Annotated in this window: 18 protein-coding genes; all 18 read right to left on the bottom strand. The window is 68.5% G+C overall.

All coding sequences use genetic code 11. The annotated features are described in order from the left end of the window. Position 1: 1 nt before the first annotated feature. On the bottom strand, positions 2–2,074 hold the full coding sequence (locus GGR48_RS09720) for an SPOR domain-containing protein (RefSeq protein WP_183951716.1): 2,073 nt from the start codon (positions 2,072–2,074) through the stop codon (positions 2–4). 803 nt (positions 2,075–2,877) lie between these two features. Beyond that, a complete protein-coding gene (gene ftsZ / locus GGR48_RS09725) occupies positions 2,878–4,419 on the bottom strand; it encodes a cell division protein FtsZ (protein ID WP_183951717.1) in 1,542 nt (513 codons plus the stop codon). Positions 4,420–4,538: 119 nt separating this feature from the next. Next, entirely contained in the window at positions 4,539–5,798 is a 1,260-nt protein-coding gene (gene ftsA, locus GGR48_RS09730) for a cell division protein FtsA (protein ID WP_183951718.1), read from the bottom strand. Between the two features lie 7 nt (positions 5,799–5,805). Continuing rightward, on the bottom strand, positions 5,806–6,759 hold the full coding sequence (locus GGR48_RS09735; protein ID WP_183951719.1) for a cell division protein FtsQ/DivIB: 954 nt from the start codon (positions 6,757–6,759) through the stop codon (positions 5,806–5,808). Then, entirely contained in the window at positions 6,756–7,688 is a 933-nt protein-coding gene (locus GGR48_RS09740) for a D-alanine--D-alanine ligase (RefSeq protein ID WP_183951720.1), read from the bottom strand. The genes GGR48_RS09735 and GGR48_RS09740 overlap by 4 nt, the downstream gene beginning before the upstream one ends. Positions 7,689–7,767: 79 nt before the next feature. Further along, complete coding sequence (murB, locus tag GGR48_RS09745; protein WP_183951721.1) at positions 7,768–8,655, bottom strand: UDP-N-acetylmuramate dehydrogenase; 888 nt, start codon at positions 8,653–8,655, stop codon at positions 7,768–7,770. Next, a complete protein-coding gene (murC, locus tag GGR48_RS09750) occupies positions 8,652–10,067 on the bottom strand; it encodes a UDP-N-acetylmuramate--L-alanine ligase (protein ID WP_183951722.1) in 1,416 nt (471 codons plus the stop codon). The genes murB and murC overlap by 4 nt, the downstream gene beginning before the upstream one ends. After that, on the bottom strand, positions 10,064–11,215 hold the full coding sequence (gene murG, locus GGR48_RS09755; protein ID WP_183951723.1) for an undecaprenyldiphospho-muramoylpentapeptide beta-N-acetylglucosaminyltransferase: 1,152 nt from the start codon (positions 11,213–11,215) through the stop codon (positions 10,064–10,066). The genes murC and murG overlap by 4 nt, the downstream gene beginning before the upstream one ends. Further along, positions 11,212–12,441 carry a peptidoglycan glycosyltransferase FtsW gene (locus GGR48_RS09760; protein WP_183951724.1) on the bottom strand — a complete coding sequence of 410 codons (1,230 nt, stop codon included), beginning with the start codon at positions 12,439–12,441 and terminating at the stop codon, positions 11,212–11,214. The genes murG and GGR48_RS09760 overlap by 4 nt, the downstream gene beginning before the upstream one ends. Then, positions 12,438–13,751, bottom strand: coding sequence for a UDP-N-acetylmuramoyl-L-alanine--D-glutamate ligase (gene murD, locus GGR48_RS09765; protein ID WP_183951725.1), 1,314 nt, complete (start codon positions 13,749–13,751; stop codon positions 12,438–12,440). The genes GGR48_RS09760 and murD overlap by 4 nt, the downstream gene beginning before the upstream one ends. After that, entirely contained in the window at positions 13,748–14,818 is a 1,071-nt protein-coding gene (gene mraY, locus GGR48_RS09770) for a phospho-N-acetylmuramoyl-pentapeptide-transferase (RefSeq protein WP_183951726.1), read from the bottom strand. The genes murD and mraY overlap by 4 nt, the downstream gene beginning before the upstream one ends. Then, a complete protein-coding gene (locus GGR48_RS09775; protein ID WP_183951727.1) occupies positions 14,818–16,197 on the bottom strand; it encodes a UDP-N-acetylmuramoyl-tripeptide--D-alanyl-D-alanine ligase in 1,380 nt (459 codons plus the stop codon). The genes mraY and GGR48_RS09775 overlap by 1 nt, the downstream gene beginning before the upstream one ends. Next, positions 16,194–16,364: a hypothetical protein gene (locus tag GGR48_RS09780; RefSeq protein WP_183951728.1), complete on the bottom strand. Its 171-nt coding sequence runs from the start codon at positions 16,362–16,364 to the stop codon at positions 16,194–16,196. Before GGR48_RS09780 ends, GGR48_RS09775 begins: the two co-directional genes overlap by 4 nt. Further along, the gene (locus GGR48_RS09785; RefSeq protein WP_183951729.1) at positions 16,361–17,791 is read right to left on the bottom strand and encodes a UDP-N-acetylmuramoyl-L-alanyl-D-glutamate--2,6-diaminopimelate ligase; all 1,431 of its coding nucleotides are present in this window, start codon (positions 17,789–17,791) and stop codon (positions 16,361–16,363) included. The genes GGR48_RS09780 and GGR48_RS09785 overlap by 4 nt, the downstream gene beginning before the upstream one ends. Positions 17,792–17,801: 10 nt before the next feature. Continuing rightward, positions 17,802–19,520 (bottom strand): peptidoglycan D,D-transpeptidase FtsI family protein, encoded by a 1,719-nt coding sequence (locus GGR48_RS09790; RefSeq protein WP_183951730.1) that lies wholly within the window; start codon positions 19,518–19,520, stop codon positions 17,802–17,804. Further along, entirely contained in the window at positions 19,517–20,170 is a 654-nt protein-coding gene (locus GGR48_RS09795; protein WP_183951731.1) for a hypothetical protein, read from the bottom strand. The genes GGR48_RS09790 and GGR48_RS09795 overlap by 4 nt, the downstream gene beginning before the upstream one ends. Next, the gene (gene rsmH, locus GGR48_RS09800; protein WP_183951732.1) at positions 20,167–21,147 is read right to left on the bottom strand and encodes a 16S rRNA (cytosine(1402)-N(4))-methyltransferase RsmH; all 981 of its coding nucleotides are present in this window, start codon (positions 21,145–21,147) and stop codon (positions 20,167–20,169) included. The genes GGR48_RS09795 and rsmH overlap by 4 nt, the downstream gene beginning before the upstream one ends. Continuing rightward, the gene (locus tag GGR48_RS09805) at positions 21,144–21,659 is read right to left on the bottom strand and encodes a division/cell wall cluster transcriptional repressor MraZ (RefSeq protein ID WP_183951782.1); all 516 of its coding nucleotides are present in this window, start codon (positions 21,657–21,659) and stop codon (positions 21,144–21,146) included. The genes rsmH and GGR48_RS09805 overlap by 4 nt, the downstream gene beginning before the upstream one ends. Positions 21,660–21,817: the final 158 nt, after the last annotated feature.

Raw genomic sequence — 21,817 nt, forward strand, 5'->3', positions numbered from 1 at the left:
GTTACTTCGCGTCGAGCCGCGTGACCGCCTGCCCCGCCTCGCTGCTGACCGGGAAGGCCGACACGCCCTTCTTGGCCAGCTTGTTGACGAACGCCCGCGCCTCGTCATCGGTCTTGAACGGGCCGGTCAGCACGCGGTGCGTCGCGCGCAGCGGCGTCTTGTAACCCTGATGCCCAGCGAAGAGTTCGGGCGCCTTGGCCTTGGTTGCGGCCCAGGCCTTGGGCAGGTCGCTCTCGTTCGCGCCGCCCGCGACCTGGACCCAGATGCGCGACGGGTTGGCGCGCGCCTTGCGCTTCTCCTCGGCGGCTTCCTTGTCGGCGAGCGCCTTCTTCTCGGCCTCGGCCTTTTTGAGCGCCAGCGCCTTCTTGTCGGCGGCGGCCTTGGCGAGCTTGGCCTTGCGCTCGGCGGCAATCGCCTTGGGATCGCGGACGGGCGGCTCGACGACTTCGGCCGCCTTTTCGCGCGCGGCCTCATCCCGCTCGGCCTTGGCCTTCGCCTCGGCCAGGACGCGCTGCGAGCCGCTGCTCATCGGCGTATTGGCGGCGATCACGGCGGGGCGGTCCGGCCCCTCGACGCCGAGTTCGGAAGCGGGGATCGACAGATTGGCGACGATCCGCGCCAGCACCGAATCCTCACGCACCGCCCGTGCCGCCGCGAGCGAAGTGCGACGCGGTGCCGACGCCACGGGGTTCGGCGCCGGTGCCGGTTCCTCGGTCCGGGGTGGCAGCGGCTGGATCATCGCGGTGGCCACCGCCGTCGGGGTCGGTGCGGTCGTCGCGGTCTGCGCCATCTCGACCGGCGGCGTGACGGGCGTGGCCTGTGCGACCGATGTCGCGGGCGTCGCCTGTACGACCGACGTCGCCGTTGATGGCAGCGGTTGCACCGTCGCGGTCTGCCCGACCTGGGTCGGCGATGTCGTCGTCGGCAGCGGCTGGATCATGGGCCGCGCCGGCTCGGTCGCCGCAACGCTGGTGGCGGGCGCTGAACTCGTTGCCGCCGGCAGGGACGAGGTGAAACCGGGCAGCGGCTGAACCATGCGCATGGGCGCGGCGGCGGGCGTGACTCGCTGCTCGGTCGGTGTGCGCACCGGCGTGGCCGATGCCATCTGGACCGGCGCGGGCGGCGGCGTCGTGCTGGGAACGCTGGCGGCCAGCGCCACACCGCGATTGCCGCGTGCCGTGGTGCGGCCCGCACGACGCGGATCGGTCCGCGTCGCGACGGGGGCTGCGACCGGGGTCGCCGCCGCCATCTGTACCGGCGCGGTGGTCGGCGTCAGCGCGGGGAGAACCGGTGCCAGCCGCGCATCGGCCAGCCGCTCGGGCGTGGCGCGCGTCTCGCCGAAATGCACGGCAAAAGCGCGGTCGACCGCCGGCAGGGTCGGCAGACGCTGGAAAAAGGGTTGCAGCCCCTGAGCCAGCTGCGGCGGCATCATCGTCGCGGCGATGCGCGTCGCCTCGGGCATGTCGCCGGTCATCGCCAGGATGAAGGCGCGCGCACGCCAGGCGGCGCGGTCGGTCTTGCGCAGCAGCGGGTCGAGCTGTTCGAGCGCCTGCTCGCGCTGCCCCGAAATGCCGAGCGACAGCGCATAGCGGCGGATGATCTCGTCGGTCGGCGCGCTGGCGATCGCGGTGCGATATTCGCGCTGCGCCCGGGGCTGATCGCCGACCAGGTCATAGGCAAAACCGCGATCGGCCGCGAACTGCGCGCTCGGCAGTCCCGCCGCCTCGGCCTGCGCGAAGTAACGCAGCGCCTCGCCCGGCCGCTCGGAGCGGACGAGGATCGACCCCATGCCCGCCTTGATCCGGGGATCGCGCGGATCGACCTTTTCGGCACGCGCCAGCAGCGATGCCGCACCCGACAGGTCGTCGAGATGAATGGACAGCTGCGCCGCTTCGATCAGCGCGTTCACGTCGCGCGGGTTCTGCGCCACGCGGCGCATCACGTCCCCCAGCCGATCGGCATCGGTCGTACCGGGAAGCGCCTGGACCATCGCCTGGGCCAAAATCGGAAACGGAGCGGTCGCCAGCATCAGGGCGAGCGCCAACGAAGCGCGGGAAAGGAAGGTCGGCGTCATGGGACTGGGTCCCATAAAGCGCGTTTCGCGCCGCCGGGCAATGGGGATCGCACGCGCCGCGCGCCCGGTTGTTCCGCACGGTCGACCAAAAGGCGGGGCCAGCTGGGGGATCAGCGCGGATGGCGGGTTAGGATCGCGGCCGAGCCCTGTCAGGCCATCAACGCTTGGATCGGACGGGGCGCTGTTCCTTGGACCGAATCCTTCCGAGGTCTTCAAGGGCGTCGGCAGATCGAAGAACGGCATATCCCGGAGAGGGGGACAGACGGCCATTCCCGTCCCCTATGCCTTCACGATCACAGGAATGGCGGATGGCGTCAGGCAAGTCCCTCCCCTTCAGGGGAGGGGTTGGGGTGGGGCCTCACCCATCACGAAGCGCTCGCGGAAGCGCCCGACCCCCATCTCTCCCGCTGCAGGGGATCACGCAAAACTCTTAGCATCACCCCGCGCAGGCCGAGCTCCGGTTGGGTAAGCGCTGATAAGCGATGGAAAACGTTCAGCATCTGAACCCCGGCCTCCACTGGGGTGAAGTTCGGAGAGCGAGGAAGCGCCAATTTCGCAACGATTCCCTGACGGAGGGCTTCTCCACATACGACGTGCTCGCGGATAGGCCCCACCCCCGTCCCCTCCCCTGAAGGGGAGGGGTGATGTCGTTTCGGGCTTCCCGGCTCCGATCGCGATCATCACGGCGGATAGAGCCACATCCGCCACCCGCTCCCGTCGCCTATGCGGCAACGAAAAGGCCCACCCGATCGCTCGGGCAGGCCCTTTGCAACGTCTTCGCCAGTCGGACCGGCGAAAGCCTCTTACTGGTTGTTCTGACGATGCAGGAAGCGCGGGATGTCGAGCGACGAGTCGCCCGAGCCTTGCGCATTGTCGTCACGCTGCGCACCGCGCGCCGCGTTGGACATGCGCTCGAACAACGTACCACCCAGCTTCACGCGCGGTGCGGGCTGGGCCGGCACCTCGCCGGCTTCGCTGCCGGGGGCCAGCCAGCGGCGGCGGGCTTCTTCCGAACCGGGCGCCGGTTCGACCGAAGCGCTGTGGGTCGGGGCCTGGGGCTGGGCCGGTGCGGCGGGGACCATCGTGTCGGCACCCAGGACCAGTTCGTCCTCCTGCGCCGGCTGCGGCGCGGCGGGGGCCGCGACCGGCGCCGGCGGCGGCGTCACCACCGGTGCGGCCGGGGTCACGCTGGGCGACGGTGCGGGCTGTGACACGACGGGGGCGGGCGTCGGGGCCGGGGCGGCGACCTGCGACGCAGGGGTGGCGGCGGTCGGCTCGCTCGGGCGATAGCTGGGCGTGTCGTCGGTCTTGCGCGCCATGCCGCCCATGCTGAAGCTGCTGCGCTGCGCCTCGACCGGCGCGGCGGCACCCGGCTTCACATCGGCGTCGATACCGGTGGCGACCACCGACACGCGGATGCGGCCTTCCAGTTCGGGATTGAACGCCGAACCCCAGATGATGTTGGCTTCGGGATCGACCAGCTCGCGAATGTGATTCGCCGCCTCGTCCACTTCGAGCAGGCGCATGTCGTCGCCGCCGGTGATCGAGATGATGACGCCCTTGGCCCCCTGCATCGACACGCCGTCGAGCAGCGGGTTGGCGATCGCCTTCTGCGCCGCCTCGATCGCGCGATTGTCGCCGGTGGCCTCACCGGTGCCCATCATCGCCTTGCCCATCTCCTGCATCACCGAGCGGACGTCGGCGAAGTCGAGGTTGATGAGGCCCGGCATGACCATCAGGTCGGTGATGCCGCGCACGCCCTGCTGCAGCACCTCGTCCGCCATCGCGAACGCTTCCTTGAAGGTGGTGTTGGCGTTGGCGATCAGGAACAGATTCTGGTTCGGGATGACGATTAGCGTATCGACGTACTTCTGCAGTTCCTCGATGCCGCCATCGGCCGACTTGGCGCGACGATTGCCCTCGAACGCGAACGGCTTGGTCACGACGCCGACGGTCAGGATGCCCATGTCACGCGCCGCCTTGGCGATGACCGGGGCCGCACCGGTGCCGGTGCCGCCGCCCATGCCGGCGGCGATGAAGCACATGTGGCTGCCCTCGAGCATCTTGGAGAGATCCTCGATCGTCTCCTCGGCGGCGGCGCGGCCGATTTCCGGACGGCTGCCGGCGCCCAGCCCCTGCGTGATCTTGGCACCCAGCTGGACGCGACGCGGCGCGATCGACTGCTTCAGCGCCTGCGCGTCGGTATTGGCGACGAGGAAATCCACGCCCTGCACCTCGGCGCGCATCATGTTCGCGATCGCGTTGCCGCCGGCACCGCCGACACCGATCACCGCGATACGCGGCGTCAGTTCGTCGACCTCGGGTGCGATGAATTCGATGCTCATCCCAATTCTACTCCGCCGTTCCCGGTCGATACGCTAAGACCGGGCCCCTGAATAACTGTTAGTGCACCAGCGACCCGCCCGGTGCCAACCCAAAACTGCCCAGCATCGGGCCAATTTGCTTAATAATTCGCCTTCGCCGCCTGAATCAGCCGCCGGAACAGCCCCATGCCGCTCGGCCGGTGAACCGTCTGGTTCGTCGGCGCGATGCTGCGCAGGTCGATCGGGTCGGTCGCGGCATAGAAAGCCAGACCCGCAAGCGTCGCGAAAGCCGGCCCGCCATGCGCATCGGGCAGACCGGCCAGCCCGCGCGGCCGGCCGATCCGGACCGAGCGGCCCAGCGCCTGCTGCGCATAGTCGGCAATGCCCTTCAGCTCCGCGCCGCCGCCGGTCAGCACGACCTGACGCCCCACCGGCCCCTCGAACTTCAGATGCTGGAGCGCCTTGCGAATCTCGCCCATCTGATGCTCCAGCCGCTGGCGGATCACGCCGATCAGCTGCGCCTTGGTGATCTGCATCGTGTCGCCACCATCCTCGGCCGAGATCGGCGTCACCTGGATCATGTCGTGATTGTCGCGCGGGGAGGCATTGGCCGAGCCGTGGAAGCACTTCATCCGCTCGGCCATCTGCCGCCGGGTGCCGAAGGCGGAAGCGACATCGTCGGTGATGTCCGCCGCGCCCATCGGCAGCGAACACAGCCCCACCAGCATCCCGCCCGCGAACAGCGAGACATTGGTGATCCCCGCCCCCATCTCGACCAGTGCGACGCCCAGTTCGCGCTCTTCGTCCGACAGACAGGCCAGCCCCGTCGCCACCGGCGCGGCGATGATCGACTTGACCTCCAGATGCGCGGAACGGACGCACAGATCGAGATTGCGCACCGGCGAGCCGTCGGCGGCGACGACATGGATGTGCACGCCCAGCCGATCGGCATGCAGACCCAGCGGTTTCTTCACGCCGGTCAGCCCGTCCAGCGTGTAAAGCGCGGGCTGCGCGTGCAGTACCATGCGGCCTTGCGGGTCGATCGAGTTGCGCCCGGCCGCCAGCAGCGCGTCGATGTCGCCCTGTTCGACCTGATGGCCGCCCAGCTCGAACTCGACCTCGGCCACGTCGGACACCAGGCCACCGGCCGAGAAACCGACCCAGACATTCTCAATATTCAGCCCCGCGATCCGCTCGGCCTGTTCGACCGCCTCGCGCACCGCCGCCTCGGTCGCGCCCATATCGGCGATATAGCCGCGCTTGACGCCCCGGCTCTCGCGCTGGCCAGTGCCCAGCACGATCAGTTCGCCGCCATCGCCCTTGCGCGCGATCAGCGCGGACACTTTGGACGACCCGATGTCCAGCGCGGTGATCAGCCCCTCGGGTGCAATCTTTGCCATGACCTTGCTACCCCTGTGATGCCCCTTCGGCCGCTGCCGCCTCCGCGCCATTCCCGGGCGCGACATCGGCGGCACCGCCCCCGGCCTTTGCCGGATCAGCGAGCGCATGATTCTGATTCAAACCGGGCTTGCGCGCAACCAGCTTTGCAGGGTCGCGCATATCGAAGCGCAGCCAGCCGCGCCCCAGCAGCGGCCGCGAGCCGTCCATCGCGGCGAACTTCATCAGCGCCGCCCCCGCCCCGTCCTCGGGTAGCGCCAGCGTCTCGCCGCTGTCGAAGGTCAGATCCCAGCGGCGATTGCCGATCCAGGTCGCCGCCTTCACACGCGGTTTGAGCGCGGGTGCGGCGGACAACAACGCCTGATAGGCCGGCTCCTGCAAATTCGCGCCCGGGCCGATGATCAGCGGCAGGTCGGGCATCGCCTCGGCCCGCACCGGCTCCAGCAGCACGCCGCCCGCGTCGATCAGGGTCAGCTGGCCGTTATCCTGCCACACCGCCGCCGGGCTGCGCTCGTCGATATCGACCAGCAGCGTATCGGGCAGCCGCCTGGAGACATGCGCGTCCTTGATCCAGCCGTAGCGGAGCAGCTTGGCGCGGACATCCTCCAGATTGACGAGCGGCATCGCCCGGCTCTGCTGGTCGAGCGCGACGGCATAGACGGTCATCCGGTCCATGCGCTTCAGGCCGGTCACTTCGATCTGCTGGACGCGAAAACCGGCATGGCCCGCCTGCTCGGCGATCGCAGTGCCGATCATGCCGGGCACACCGACATAGGTCGCGACCGCCAGCACCGCCGCACCCGCGCCGCCCAGGATCGTCCAGGTAACGGCCTTCTTGATCGTCTCCTCGCTGACCGGCACCTTGGCGAGCAACCGCTCGCTCAGCGTCGCGCGCTTGACCGGCTGGCGACGGCGCGGTGCCGGGCGGCGCGGCGGCGGGCCGCGCTTGATCGTGCGGCTCATCCCGCCTGATCCTTGTACCACTGGAGCGCTTCGTCGACGATCGCCTGGACCAGCGTGTCATAATCCATGCCGACATGGCGGCCCTGTTCGGGCACCAAGCTGAGCGGGGTCATGCCGGGCTGGGTGTTGACCTCCAGCAGGAACAGTCCGTCGACGCCGCGCTCATCGTCCCAGCGGAAGTCGGAGCGTGAGGCGCCGCGACAGCCCAGGATGCGATGCGCCTCGAGCGCGAGCGACTTGCAGGCCTCGGCGATTTCGTCGGGAATCTGTGCGGGGCAGACATGCTCGGTCAGGCCATCGGTGTATTTGGCGTCGAAATCGTACCAGCCGTTCTTGGGCTTCAACTCGGTCACGCCCAGCGCGCGGTTGCCCAGCACAGCGGTGGTCAGTTCGCGGCCCCGGATATAGGGCTCGGCCAACAATTCCTCGAATTCGGCCCAGGGCCCGCTCGCATCGCGGGCAATCGGGCTGCCATGGTTGCTGGTGTCGGCAACGATCGCGACGCCGACCGAGGAGCCCTCATTGACGGGCTTGAGCACATAGGGGCGTGGCAGCGGATCGGCGGCGAACAGCTCTTCCGACTTCACGATGCGGCCGCCGGGCATGGGGATGCCGTGGGGCACGAGCGCCTGCTTGGTCAGCACCTTGTCGATCGCGATCACCGAGGTGGCGAGACCCGAATGGGTATATGCTATGCCCATCAGGTCGAGCATCCCCTGCACCGTGCCATCCTCACCGGGCGAGCCGTGCAGCGCGTTGAAGACGAGGTCGGGCTTGGCCTCGACCAGCCTGGCCGCAAGATCGCGGTCCATGTCGATCCGGGTGACACGGTGGCCGTTCCGCTCCAGCGCATCGGCAACGCCCGCCCCCGACATCAGCGACACCGGCCGCTCTGCCGACCAGCCGCCCATCAGTACGACGATATGCATCACGCGATCCTTGTTATTTGCGTGGAGTCTTCTTCAATCCTCCCCAAGCTATGCTTGGGGAGGATTGGGGATGCCGTCTTCACTTCGCCACCCCGACGCGCTGGATTTCCCATTCGAGCGTCACGCCCGACTGAGCCTTTACCTTGGTCCGGACCTCTTCGCCCAGCGCCTCGATGTCCGCCGCGGTGGCGTTGCCGAGGTTGAGCAGGAAGTTGCAATGCTTCTCCGACACCTGCGCATCGCCCAGCGTCAGCCCGCGACAGCCCGCCGCATCGACCAGCGCCCAGGCCTTGTGGCCATCCGGGTTCTTGAAAGTCGACCCTCCGGTCTTGGAGCGTAGCGGCTGCGATGCCTCGCGTGCGGCGGCGATGCGATCCATCTCCGCCTGGATCGCGGCAGGTTCGGCGGCGTGCCCCCGGAAGGTCGCCTCGACCACCACCGTGCCGTCGGTCAGGTTGGAGTGGCGATAGGTGTATTCGAGATCGGCGACACCCAGCGTTTCGACCATGCCGTCGCGACGGACGACGGTGGCGGAAACCAGCACATCGGCCACCTCACGACCATAGGCCCCGCCATTCATCCGCACGAAGCCGCCGACCGTGCCGGGGATCGAGCGCAGAAACTCCAGCCCACCGATCCCGGCATCGCGCGCGTTGGACGAGACGAGGATGCCCGAAGTGCCGCCGCCACAGGTGATGACGTGCCCCTCCCCTGCCCGCGCATAGCTGAACGGCTTGCCCAGACGGATCACGACGCCCGGCACGCCGCCGTCACGCACGATCAGGTTGGAGCCCAAGCCCAGTACCATGACCGGCACCTCGCCCCCGAGCGCCTTCAGGAACGCCGACAGGTCGTCGACATCCTTGGGCTCCAGCAGATATTCGGCCGCTCCGCCCGCCTTGAACCATACCAGCGGCGCCAGCGGCGCAGCCGGGGTCAATCGGCCGGCGGTGTCGGGCAGGTTCATCGGCACGCCTCGATGGCGCTTGCCAGACCCGCCGCCCATTTGGTGATGTCGCCCGCGCCCAGGCAGACGATCATGTCGTCCGCACGGATCGAGCTCGCCAGTTCTTCGGCCAGCGCGTCGGCGTCGGCCACCGTGGCCGTCGAGCGATGCCCGCGCCGCTTCAGCCCCTCGACCAGCGCAGAGGCGTCGACGCCCTCGATCGGCTGTTCGCCCGCCGCATAGACCGGGGTCACCAGCACACGGTCGGCGTCGTTGAAGGCGGTCTGGAACTCTTCCATCAGATTGCCGAGCCGGGTGAAGCGGTGCGGCTGCACCACCGCGATCACGCGACCGCGCGCGCTTTCGCGGGCGGCGGCCAGCACCGCGCGGATTTCCACCGGATGATGGCCATAATCGTCGATGACGGTCGCCGTGCCGCCGTCCACCGCGATCTCACCGACCTTGGTGAAGCGCCGCTTGACCCCGCCGAACTGGCCGAAGCCCTGCTGAATGGTGGCGTCGTCGATGCCCAGCTCCAGCGCCACGCCGATCGCGGCCAGCGCGTTCTGGACATTGTGACGGCCGGGCATGGGCAGCTCGATGCCCTCGATCGAACGGCTGGAGCCGTCACGGTGGCGGATGATCGCCTCGAACCGATTGCCGCCGGGAATCGGCGTGACGTTGACGCCGCGCACGTCCGCCTGCGCCGAGAAGCCATAGGTCACGACGCGGCGGTCCCGGACGCGCGGCAGGATGTTCTGCACTTCGGGATGGTCGAGGCACAGCAACGCCGCGCCGTAGAAGGGCACATTCTCGACGAACTCTACGAACGCGTCCTTCACCCGGTCGAACGAACCATAATGATCGAGATGCTCGGGGTCGATATTGGTGACAACCGCGATCGTGCCGTCGAGCCGCAGGAAGCTGCCGTCGCTCTCGTCCGCCTCCACGACCATCCAGTCGGAAGCGCCCAGACGGGCGTTCGAGCCATAGCTGTTGATGATGCCGCCATTGATGACGGTCGGGTCGACGCCCCCGGCATCGAGCAGCGCCGCGACCATCGAGGTGGTCGTCGTCTTGCCATGCGTGCCCGCCACCGCAACGGTGGACTTCAACCGCATCAGCTCGGCGAGCATCTCGGCGCGGCGCACCACGGGGATGCGGCGTTCGAGCGCGGCTTCGACTTCGGGGTTGGAGCGGGTGATCGCGGTCGAGGTCACGACCACCGCCGCATCGCCCAGATTGTCCGCCGCATGGCCGATGGCGACCGGGATACCCTTGGTCCGCAGGCCCTGCACGACATAGCCCTCGGCCACGTCGGAGCCCTGCACCCGGTAGCCGAGATTCTTCATCACCTCGGCAATGCCCGACATGCCGATGCCGCCGATGCCGACGAAGTGGATCGTGCCGATATCCGTGGCGACGCCCTTCATGCGCCTGCTCCCACCAAATTCCGTGTCCCTTGTGATTTGCCCACCGGCAAGACCATGCGCGGTGCGTCGAGGCTTTCGACCAGATCGGCGAGGTCGCTCGCCGCGTCGGGCCGGCCGCAGGCGCGTGCGCGGACCGCCGCATTCTCCAGCGCCGCCGGGTCGAGGCCCAGCTTCTGCATCTGCTTGGCGAGTTCGACCGGCGTGAAATCCTTTTGCGCGATCGTCCGCGCGCCGCCCGCCCTGGTCATCTCGCGCGCGTTCACCGTCTGGTGATCGTCGGTCGCGCTGGGTAGCGGCACCAGGATCGCCGGGCGCCCCGCGACCGTCAGCTCGGCCAGCGTCGAGGCCCCGGCCCGCGCGATCACCAGATGCGCCCAGGCAAGCTGCTCGGGCAGGTCGGGCAAATAGGTGGCGAGTTCGGCCGGAATCTCATGCTCGGCATATTTGGCGCGCACCGCGTCGATATCCTCGATCCGCGCCTGATGCGTCACCTGCAAGCGCCGCCGGAAGGTGACGGGCAGCATGGCAAGGCCGTCGGGCACGACCTGGCTGAGAATGCTCGCCCCCTGGCTGCCGCCAGTGACGAGGACGCGGAAGATACCATCCTCTTCCAGCAGCGGATAGGGTCGCGAACGTAAGCTGAGCACCTGATCGCGCACCGGATTACCGATCAACCGGGTCTTGTCCGCATGCTTGGCGCTCAGCCGCTGCGTATCCTCATAGGACAAGGCGATCGCATCGACCTTGCCCGCGACCAGCCGGTTGACCCGGCCCAGCACGGCGTTCTGCTCATGGATCGCGGTGGGAATTCCTTCCGCAAACGCCGCCAGCAAAGCGGGCATCGCGGGATAGCCGCCGAACCCGATGACCGCCGCCGGGCGGAAGGTCTTGTAGAGTTCGCGCGCCATCGCCCGGCCGCGCCACATCTCGCGCAGCGCCTTGGCCCAGCCGACCGGCCCGCCCGCAAAGCGCCCGGCTGGCAGGACGTGCGTCTGGATATCCTCGAACAGCCCCGGAAAGCGTACGCCGCGTGCGTCCGACACCAGCGCCACGCGGTGCCCGCGCCGGGTCAGCTCGGCCGCCAGCGCGGCGGCGGGGACCATATGGCCGCCGGTTCCCCCGGCGGCGAGGACGAAGTGACGGCTCATTGCCCGCTCCACCTGACTACATAGGGGCTGCGCGTCAGGAACGGGTTGCGCCGCGTGAATGCCAGCAACAACCCCATCCCGATCGACAGCGCGATCATCGACGAGCCGCCATAGCTGATGAACGGCAGGGTCATCCCCTTGGACGGAGCGAGCCCCGTATTCACCGCCATCGAGATCAGCGCCTGCGCGCCGAACTGCACCGCCAGCCCGGAGGCGGCGTAGAGCTTGAACTCGTCCTGTTCGTCAAGCAGCTTCACGAATACGCGCACCACGATCGCCAGAAAGACGAGCGCGATGATGGCGCAGGCGATCAGCCCGAATTCCTCGCCGATCACCGAATAGATATAGTCGGTATGCGCCTCCGGCAGGCCGAACTTGGCCGCACCGCCGCCCGGCCCGGTACCGGTCCAGCCCCCGGCGGTCAGCGTGTTGTGCGCGGCATTGACCTGGAAATGGTCGGCCGCACCCTCGCCATCGACGTCGGGGAACAGGAAGGCGTTGATGCGGCTGCGCGCCACACCATAGAACATATAGGCCATGACCAGCCCGATCGGCGCCAGCGACCCGATCGCCAGCATCACGCGCATCGGCGTGCCCGAGATCATCAACAGCGCGATCCAGACCAGACAGAAGACGATCGTCTGCCCGAAATCGGGTTGCAGCATCAGCAGCCCCGCGACCAGCCCGGTCATCCCCATGGTGATCAGCGTGGCAGGCAGATCGCGTTCCTTGGCCTTCAGCGACAACAGCCAGGCGGTCGTCACGATGAACATCGGTTTCAGGAACTCGGACGGCTGGAACTGCGCGATGCCCACGCCGATCCAGCGCCGCGCGCCGTTGATCTCCACCCCGATAAAGGGCGTGACCGCCAGGATCGCGATCAGCACGCCAGTGCCCAGCACCGCCATACGCCGCGCGGTGACGACCGGCAGCATCGACACGCCGAACAGCACGGGTAGCGAGACGCCGACCCACATCACCTGTCGCCAGAAATAATAGAGCGGCGTGAACTTCCGATGCTCGCCCGAATAGCGCATCGCGGTCGCGGGGCTGGCGGCAGCGACCGCGATCAGCCCGATCGCGATCAGGAACAGGGTGAGCAGCAGCAGCACCCGGTCGATGTCCCAGAACCAGGTGCCCAGCGGGGAACGGTCGCCGCGCCCGCCGCGTCCCTTCATCGATCCGATCAGGCCGGGGCGCGGCGCCTTGGGCGTGCGGTCGGTCATGCCAGCGCCTCCACGGCGGCGCGGAAGGCATCACCCCGCGCTTCGTAATCGCGAAACTGATCGAAGCTGGCGCAGGCCGGCGACAGGAGGACCGTGTCCCCCGGCCGCGCGGCGGCGGCGGCATGCGCGACGGCTGCCTCCAGCGTGCCCGACTGCTCGACCACCGGGACCTTGTCCTTCAACAGGTCGAAGAACAACGGCGCGGCCTCGCCGATCGTATAGGCCGCGACGACATGATCCAGATGCGCGGCGCAGGCGTCGAGGTCGTCGCCCTTGCGCTTGCCGCCGACGATCCAGTGGACGCGGGGGAAGGCCGCCAGGGCGGGGGCGGTGGACTCGGGGTTGGTCGCCTTGGAGTCGTTGACGAAGGCCACGCCATGCCGGGTGGCGACATGCTGCATCCGGTGCGGCAGGCTGGCATAGCTGGCCAGTCCGGCCTCGATCGCGGCCGCGTCGATCCCCAGAGCCCGCGCCACGGCGATCGCAGCCTGCGCGTTCTGGGCATTGTGCGGCCCTTGCAGCGCCGGCCAGCGGCGCTGGTCGATCACCATGTCCGGCGCGATCGTCACGAGGTCGTCGGTGCGGCCCGCCAGCCCTTGCGCGATATTGGCCGAGGCCTCGTCGCCGGTGCCGACCACCGCGACATGGCCCGCCGTCTGCATCGCGAACAGGCGCGCTTTGGAGGCGGCATAGCCCGCAAAGCCGTCATAGCGATCGAGATGATCGGGCGTGATGTTCAGCAGCACCGCGACGTCGCAATCAAGGCTGGTCGTCAGGTCGATCTGATAGCTGGACAGCTCCAGCACATAGACCCCGCCCTCGGGCAGAGGCTCCTGCCTCAGGATCGGCAGGCCGATATTGCCGCCCATCAGGGTCGGGACGCCCGCCGTCTTCAGGATGTGATGGACCAGCGCGGTCGTGGTCGACTTGCCGTTGGTGCCGGTGATGCCAACGACCTTGTGCGGCGGCAGGTCCTTATGCGCTTGGGCGAAGAGTTCGATGTCGCCGATGACGGGCACTCCCGCCGCGCGCGCGGCTGCGGCCAGCGGATGAGTGTTGAGCGGAACACCCGGCGAGACGATCAGTGCGTCAATCTCTGGATCTATCCAGTCGGAAAAATCGTCGATGAACAGCCGCTCGCCGCTCAAATGCCCCCATTGCGCGAACACGGCCTCGCGCCTTGCCGCATCGTCATCCCAAGCCAGTACGTCCGCCCCGCTGGCCAACAACGCAGAAACGGTCGCGGCGCCGGAGCGCGCCAGCCCCAGCACCGCGAAAGTCTTGCCCGCCCAGTTGCGCGAAACGATCATCGCAGCTTCAACGTCGACAGGCCCGCCAGCATCAGCACCAGCGCGATGATCCAGAAGCGGATCACCACCGTCGGCTCCGACCAGCCGAGCTGTTCGAAATGATGGTGGATCGGTGCCATGCGGAACACGCGCTTGCCGGTCCGCTTGTAGAAGAAGACCTGGATGATCACCGACAGCGCCTCGACCACGAACAGGCCGCCGATGATGCCCAGCACGATCTCGTGATGCGCGACGACCGCGATGGTGCCGAGCGCGCCGCCCAGTGCCAGGCTGCCCGTATCGCCCATGAACACCGCCGCCGGGGGCGCGTTGAACCAGAGGAAGGCGAGACCCGCGCCGATCACCGCACCGCAGAAGATGGCGAGCTCACCGGCACGCGGGACATGCGGGATGCCGAGGTAATCGGCGAACTTCACGTTGCCGACCAGATAGACGATGACCAGGAACGCCACGCTGGCGATGATGACCGGCATGGTCGCGAGGCCATCGAGGCCGTCGGTCAGGTTCACCGCATTGCCGAACGCCACGATCGTGAAGGCGGCGAAGACCGGATAGAAGATACCCAGATCGATGTACATGCGCGTGGTGAAGGGCAGATAGAGCGGCGTACCGTTCTGCCCCATGATGATCCACGCCGCAATGCCCGCGATCAGGAACTCCAGCAACAGCCGCGTCCGCCCCGACACGCCGGCGGTCGAGGCTTTGCGGACCTTGTCATAATCGTCGAGGAACCCGATCGCGCCGAAGCCCAGCGTGACGAACAGGCAGGCCCAGACGAAGGGATTGCTCAGGTCCATCCACAGCAGGATCGACATCGCCATGCTGGTCAAGATCATCAGCCCGCCCATGGTCGGCGTGCCGCGCTTGGCGAGGTGCGTCTGCGGCCCGTCGGCGCGGATCGGCTGCCCCTTGCCCTGGCGGACACGGAGCCAGCCGATAAAGCGCGGACCTATGATCAGGCCGATGAGCAGCGCGGTCGCGATCGCCGCGCCCGAACGGAAGGACAGATAGCGGATGAGGTTGAGAAGGCCCGGAAACCCGAGATGCTCCGCGATCCAATACAACATTATCCTTGCGCCCCGCCCCGTCGAGATTCCTGGCCCAGAGCGGCGACGACGCGCGCCAGCCCGACTCCGTTGGACCCCTTGATCAGCACCACGTCATCGGGCGCGATGATCGAGGCCAGCGCGGCGTGCGCGGCCTTTGCGTCGGTCACATGGACGAAATCGACCCGCCCCTCAAGCGCGGCGGCCAGCGGCGCCATCGTTTCGCCGACCAGCAGCGCCTTTTCGACGCGCGCGGCAAGGATCGGTTCGGCGAGACCGGCGTGATAGTCGGCCGAGTCGTCGCCCAGTTCGCGCATCTCGCCCAGCACGGCGACATGCCGCCCCGGCTCCTCGGCCAGCACCGCCAGCGTGGCGCGCATCGAGGCGGGGTTCGCGTTGTAGCTTTCGTCGATGATCAGCGCGCCGTTGCCGGCCCGGAACCGCGCGCCGCGCCCAGCGAGCCCGCCGAGTTCGGCCAGCGCGAGGCCCGCCAGCCCCAGATCGCCGCCCGCCGCATCGACCGCCGCCAGCACCGCCAGCGCATTGGACACCCAATGCCGGCCCGGCTGCGACAGGGTGAAGTTCAGCTCGCGCTCGCCGATCCGCGCGGTGACGAAGCTGCCGCCATTGGGACCACGCATCGCCTCCATCGCATGGACGTCGGCGGCGGGATCGAAGCCGAAGGTCACGATCCGCGCGGCATAGGGCCGGGCGGCGGCGATCAGCCGGTCGCGATGCGGGCTGTCATAGGGGATGATCGCGGTGCCGCCCGGCTCCAGCCCCTGGAAAATCTCTCCCTTGGCGTCGGCGATGGCGGATTCGTCGGCGAAGAATTCGGTATGCGCGGGCGCGATGGCGGTGACGATCGCGATGTGCGGGCGCACCATCCCGGTCAGCGCGGACAGTTCGCCCGCATGGTTCATCCCCATCTCGAACACGCCGGCGCGCACGTCACGCGGCATCCGCGCTAGGCTGAGCGGCACGCCCGTATGGTTGTTGTAGCTCTTGACCGAGCGGTGCACCCGCCCCTGCCAGCCGCGTTCGAGCGCGGCGTAGAGCGCTTCCTTGGCGCTGGTCTTGCCGACCGATCCGGTGACGCCGATGATCGTCGCCTCGGTCCGCGCCCGCGCGGCACGGCCCAGATCCTCCAGCGCGCGAAAGCTGTCGGCGACTTGGACGTGCGGGTGGGCGGTATCGGAGCTGACCAGCGCGCCCGCCGCGCCCTGCGCAAAGGCCTGATCGAGGAAGCGGTGGCCATCGGTCGCTTCGCCCAGCATCGCGACGAACAGATCGCCGGGGCCGACTTCGCGGCTGTCGAAAGCGACGCCCGTCACCGCGAACGCGCCCGACGCCTGTCCCCCGGTCGCGGCGGCGATCTCGTCGGCGGTCCACAGGCTCATGGCTTTTCTCCGGGGCGCGCGCCGTAATGCAGCGACAATTTGCGACGAGGCCGCTCGACGGGCTCGGCGGCGATCGGCGCGGGCACGGGCACGGGCGTGGCGTCGTTCGCCAGCGCGACGGGGGGTTCGACCGGCTCGGCGGCGGGCACGTTGGCGGCGGTCGTCATACCGCGCACTCGCGTGCCACCGCGACATCGTCGAAGGGCAGGACGAGATCGCCGACGATCTGGCCCTGCTCATGCCCCTTGCCCGCGATCAGGACGATGTCCTGCTCCCCCGCTTCGGCGATGGCGGCGGCGATGGCTTCGCGGCGGTCGCCGATCTCGATCGCGCCGGTCGCGCCGCGCATGACCTGCGCGCGGATCGCGGCGGGGTCCTCGGTACGCGGATTGTCGTCGGTGACGATCACCCGGTCCGCCTGCATCGAGGCGACCTGCCCCATCGCCTCGCGCTTGCCGGGATCGCGGTCGCCGCCCGCGCCGAACACCACGATCAGTCGACCGCCGGCATGGGGTTTCAGCGCCGCGATCGCGGCCTCCAACGCATCGGGCGTATGGGCGTAATCGACATAGACCGGCGCACCGCTGCGCGCGATGGCAGCCCGTTCCAGCCGGCCACGCACCGGCTGCAACCGGGCGAGATTGGCCAGCGTCGCCGCGACATCGCCGCCGGTCGCCAGCACGAGGCCGGCCGACACCAGTGCGTTGGCCGCCTGATAGGCGCCGATCAGCGGCAGCTGGACCTTGTGGGTCGCGCCATGCTCGTCTTCGATCACCAGACCCTGGCCGAGCAAGGTCGGATGCCGCTCGACCAGCTTCAGCGTCGATCCGCGCGTGCCGACCGTGATCAGATTGTTGCCGCGTGCGCGCGCCAGATCGATCACCCGGCCGCTCTGGACGTCATCGGCCCAGACGACCGCTGTCCCGGTGGGCGACAGCACTTCGGAGAACAGCCGCATCTTGGCCGCCAGATAAGCGCCCATATCGCCATGATAGTCGAGGTGATCGCGCGACAAATTGGTGAAGGCCGCCGCCGACACCTCCAGCCCCTCGGTGCGATATTGGGTCAGGCCATGGCTCGACGCCTCGAACGCCAGATGGGTCACGCCTTCGCGCGCGAGGCCAGCGACGTTGGACAGGAAGGTGACGACATCGGGCGTGGTCAGCCCGGTATAGGTCCGCTCGTCGGCGGTGGTCACGCCCAGCGTGCCGATCGAGGCGGCGTGATGCCCGGCCATGCGCCACAGCTGGCGCGTCATCTCGACGGTCGAGGTCTTGCCGTTGGTGCCCGTCACCGCCACCGCCGTGGCCGGGAACGGCGCGAAGAAGGCGGCGGCCAATTGCGCGAAGGCGGCGCGGGGTTCGTCCGACGCGATATGCACCGCGCCCTCGACGGTCACGCCGGGCCGCGCCACGACCGCGATCGCGCCGCTGCGCACCGCATCGGCGATGAAGTCCTCGCCATTCACCCGCGCGCCCTGAAAAGCGCCGAAGATGGTGCCGGGGGCGACCTTGCGATGGTCGATCGCGAAACCGGTGACGAGGGCGTCGCCGCCCTCGCCCGAAATGCCGTGGTCCAGTTGGTTCAGTTTCATGCCATCGCCCTTATCGGCCATCGATCGGCGGCCGGGTCGGGTCCTGCCACAGGGTAGGTAGAATGTCGGACACGTCGATGTCCTTGTTCGCATCCGGCACTACGCCCAGCATCGCGCCGACCCGCGTGATGGTGCGGCCGACGACGGGCGCGGCGTTCCAGGCTGCGGTCTTCCACCCGAACGTCTCCTTCGTACCCTGTGGCGAGTCGAGCATCGCCACGACGACATAACGCGGCGCATCCATCGGGAAAGCCGCGGCGAAGGTGGCGACGTTGCGCGACCGGTCATAGCCGCCCGCCACCGCGGCCTCGGCCGTGCCCGTCTTGCCACCGACGCGGTATCCCGGCGCATCGCCCTTGCGACCCGTGCCGCGCATCACGATCAGACGCAACATCTGGCGCATCTTGAAGCTGGTCGCCTCGCTGATCACGCGGCGGCCCTGCGGCGCATGGCCGGGCGCGACCTTCATCAGCGTGGCCGGACGCCAGATGCCGCCATTGACCAGCGTCGCATAGGCCGAGGCGAGATGCAGCGGCGTCACCGCGATGCCATGGCCATAGGCGGTCGTCATCGTCGTCGTCCGCGCCCAATAGGTCGGCAGCAGCGGCCGGCCCTTTTCGCGCAGCTCGATATCGGGCTTGGTGTCGAAGCCCAGCTTCTTGAACATCGCCTGCATCCGCTGCGGCCCGATTTCGTCGGCGACGCGCGCGGTGGCGATGTTGGACGAATAGATCAGCGTCTCGGCCATGTTCAGCCAGCGCTTGGGGTCGCCCGCCTCGTCATGGATCGTATAGCCGCCGACCTTGAGCGGATGGGTCGCGTCGAAGCGGCGCTGCATCGAGGTGACGACGCCATTCTCGATCGCGGTGGCCATGGTGATCGGCTTGAAGGTCGACCCCAACTCGAACACGCTCTGCGTCGTGATGTTGCGCAGTTCCTCGGTGCCCGCCATGCCGACCCGGTTGGGATTGAAGGTCGGCATCGATACCATCGCCACGACCTCACCGGTATGGACGTCGAGCACGATGCCGCCACCGGCGCGCGCGCGGAAGGTGTTCATGGCGCGGCCCAGTTCGCTCTCCATCGCCGCCTGGACGCGGGTGTCGATCGACAGGGCGACGGGCTGGCCCGCGCGGGCGGGGTTCAGCAGCCGCTCGTCGAGCACGCGCTCCATGCCGCTCACGCCGTGGCCATCGGTCGACAGGAAGCCCAGCGCGTGCGCGGCCAGCGTCGATTGCGGATAGAGGCGCTGCGTCTCGCGGTCGAAGACGATGCCCGGCTCGCCGATCGCGTTGACCTGCTCGACCAGCGTCGGGCTGGCGCGGCGTTGCAGATAGACGAAATTGGCCTTGCGGGTAATCTGGTTATAGAACCAGGCCTGGTCGCCGCGATCGGGCATCAGCGCGGCCAAGCGCGCGGCGATCTCCATCGGATCGCCGATCAGCTTCTTGGGGTGGACCGCGATCGTCCAGCTGTCGATCGTGCGGGCCAGCGGCGATCCGTTGCGGTCGACGATGTCGCCCCGCGCGGCCAGCGTCGCAGTGCGCTGCGCCGCATCGGCGGGCCCGGCGAAGATGGCGAGCAGGGTCAGCCGCCCGATCACGACCAGCACGGCCGCGCCGAACAGCATCATCAGCATCATCAGCCGCATATGCGTCGTCGCGACCAGCGCATGGCGCTGGCCGGCGGTACGTTGGCTGGTGGAGGGACGCGCGACGAGAACGCTCAACGCTGCCGCCGCGATTCGGACTTGGCCCCCTTCAGGATGTCACCCAGCGTCGTGTCGGACAGCAGCTGGCGGTCGAGCATCGCCACCGCCTGCGGCCGCACCTTGGCGACGGCGGCAGCGGTGCGCACCTGCGCGATCGGCGCGGGCTTGCCGACCTTGGCGGTCACGATCCGCTCGGACACGGCCTTGACCACCTGCGGCTTGGGCAGATCGACCTTGGCCAGCTTGACGACGGGGGCGGGCGCGATCGTCTGGATGTTGGGCTGGGCGGCGGGAACAGGCAGCGGCTCGACCGGCTGCGGCTGCGAGGGGACGAGAAGGGCGGCGGTCTGGATCGCGCCGCCGGCAGGGCCGCGCCTCACGTCGAGCGAGGCGAGCTGCGTCTCGTCCCCGACGAACTGGCCTGCGATCGGCGCGGTCAGGGCCAGCGTGTCGCCGTTCCACTTCTCGAGCTGCGCCAAGTTCGCGCGCGTGTCGAACTCGGTCTCCAGCGCGCGGATGTCGCGCTCGGCGGTGCGGATGCGCGTGTTGACGTCGTCGAGCTTCTTGCGCTCCGCCGCGACCTGGAGCGAGACCAGGTAGAAGCCCAGGACGACCGCCACGCAGCTCCCGAACCACCCTATCCCCTTCAACCGATACGCCGCCGTCATACGCCCAACTCCTGAGTCAACTCGCCCCCCGGCGCCCACCCCTGCCCCGCCGACCAGGCGGGGGATTCCGTTCGCGTCGCGAAACGCAGCGTGGCCGAACGCGCGCGCGGGTTGCGCGCCAGCTCGGCGGCGCCTGCCCGCACGGCCTTGCCGACCGCGGTAAACGTCGGTGCCCGCGCCGCCGCCTGCTGCGGCAGATGGCGCGAGCCGCCCGGCAACTGACCGGCCCGCTCCCGAAAGAAGCGCTTCACCATCCGGTCTTCCAGACTGTGGAAGGTCACAATCGCCAATCGGCCACCCGGCTTCAACGCGCGCTCGGCCGCCGCCAGCCCCTCGGCCAGTTCATCCAGCTCGCGGTTCACATGGATGCGGATCGCCTGGAAGGTCCGCGTCGCCGGGTCCTTCTTGTCATGCGGGCGATAACCGAGCGCACGGCGGACCACGGCGGCCAACTCGCCGGTGCGGGTCAGCGGGCGGGCCGCGACGATCGCCTGTGCCACGCGGCGCGAGCGCGGCTCCTCGCCATAATGATAGAGGACGTCGGCGATCGCGGCTTCGTCGGCGGTGTTCAGGAAATCCGCCGCCGACTCGCCTGCCTGCGCCATGCGCATGTCGAGCGGCCCGTCGCCCTGGAAGGAAAAGCCGCGCTCGGCCTGGTCGAGCTGCATCGACGACACGCCGATGTCGAGCACGACACCGTCGACCGGCGCCGGCAGCGCCTGGTCCAGCCCGGAGAACTCGCGGTGGACCAGAGTCAGCCCCGGCTCGGCCTGGACCAGCGCCTGGCCATTGGCGATGGCATCGGGATCGCGGTCGAAGGCGATGACCTTCGCCCCCCGGCCCAGCATCGCACGGGTATAGCCGCCTGCCCCGAACGTGCCGTCGACATGCGTCTCGCCGGGCGTGATGGCGAGCGCATCGAGCACTTCGTCGAGCAGGACGGGGATGTGCGGGGCGTCGTTGACGGTGGGGCTCACAGCGCGATCCCCTTTTCGTGGCAGTGGAAGCGCGCGGCGGAGATCATCTTGGCCGGCAGGCCCGGCGTCTCGACCAACGTCTTGGGGTCCCAGATTTCGATATAGTCGAACGTGCCCCAGAAAAAGGCGTGCGCGGTGATGCCGGCATGGAAGCGGGGAAAGCCCGGCATGATGAAACGGCCCGAGCCATCGAAGGGCACGGCTTCGCCATTCGCCAGATCGCGCTTGATATTGTAATCGATCCGGCCATCGGGACCACGCGACATCTCGGTCCGTGCGTCCAATTCCTTTTTCAGCACCGCGACATAACCCGGGTCATAAGCGATCAGACAGCGCTCGGTTTCGTGAACGGCGATGATGATCGTTCCGCCGTCTTTTCCATCGGGGCGCGGCGCGTTCTGGGCCAGGGTGGAGCGAAGGGCGTTAGGGATGGCGACGCGACCCTTGTCGTCGACAAGGCCAATGCCACTTCCCTGATACAAACCCCGTTCGGACACGCCAACCTCGCACATGGCGCGCACGGCCTCACTGCCCCGAACCACGACCCTCGCCGCGATCCGACCATCTTACGACAACAGTGAGCCTGCCCCTCTGTTGGGGTAAGATTTACCTATAGCAACGGCGGGAGGCAACGGGATTTTTGGGGATAAGCGGGGAAATCGCCCCGAAT

Source organism: Sphingomonas pseudosanguinis (genome assembly GCF_014196255.1).
GTDB lineage: Bacteria > Pseudomonadota > Alphaproteobacteria > Sphingomonadales > Sphingomonadaceae > Sphingomonas > Sphingomonas pseudosanguinis.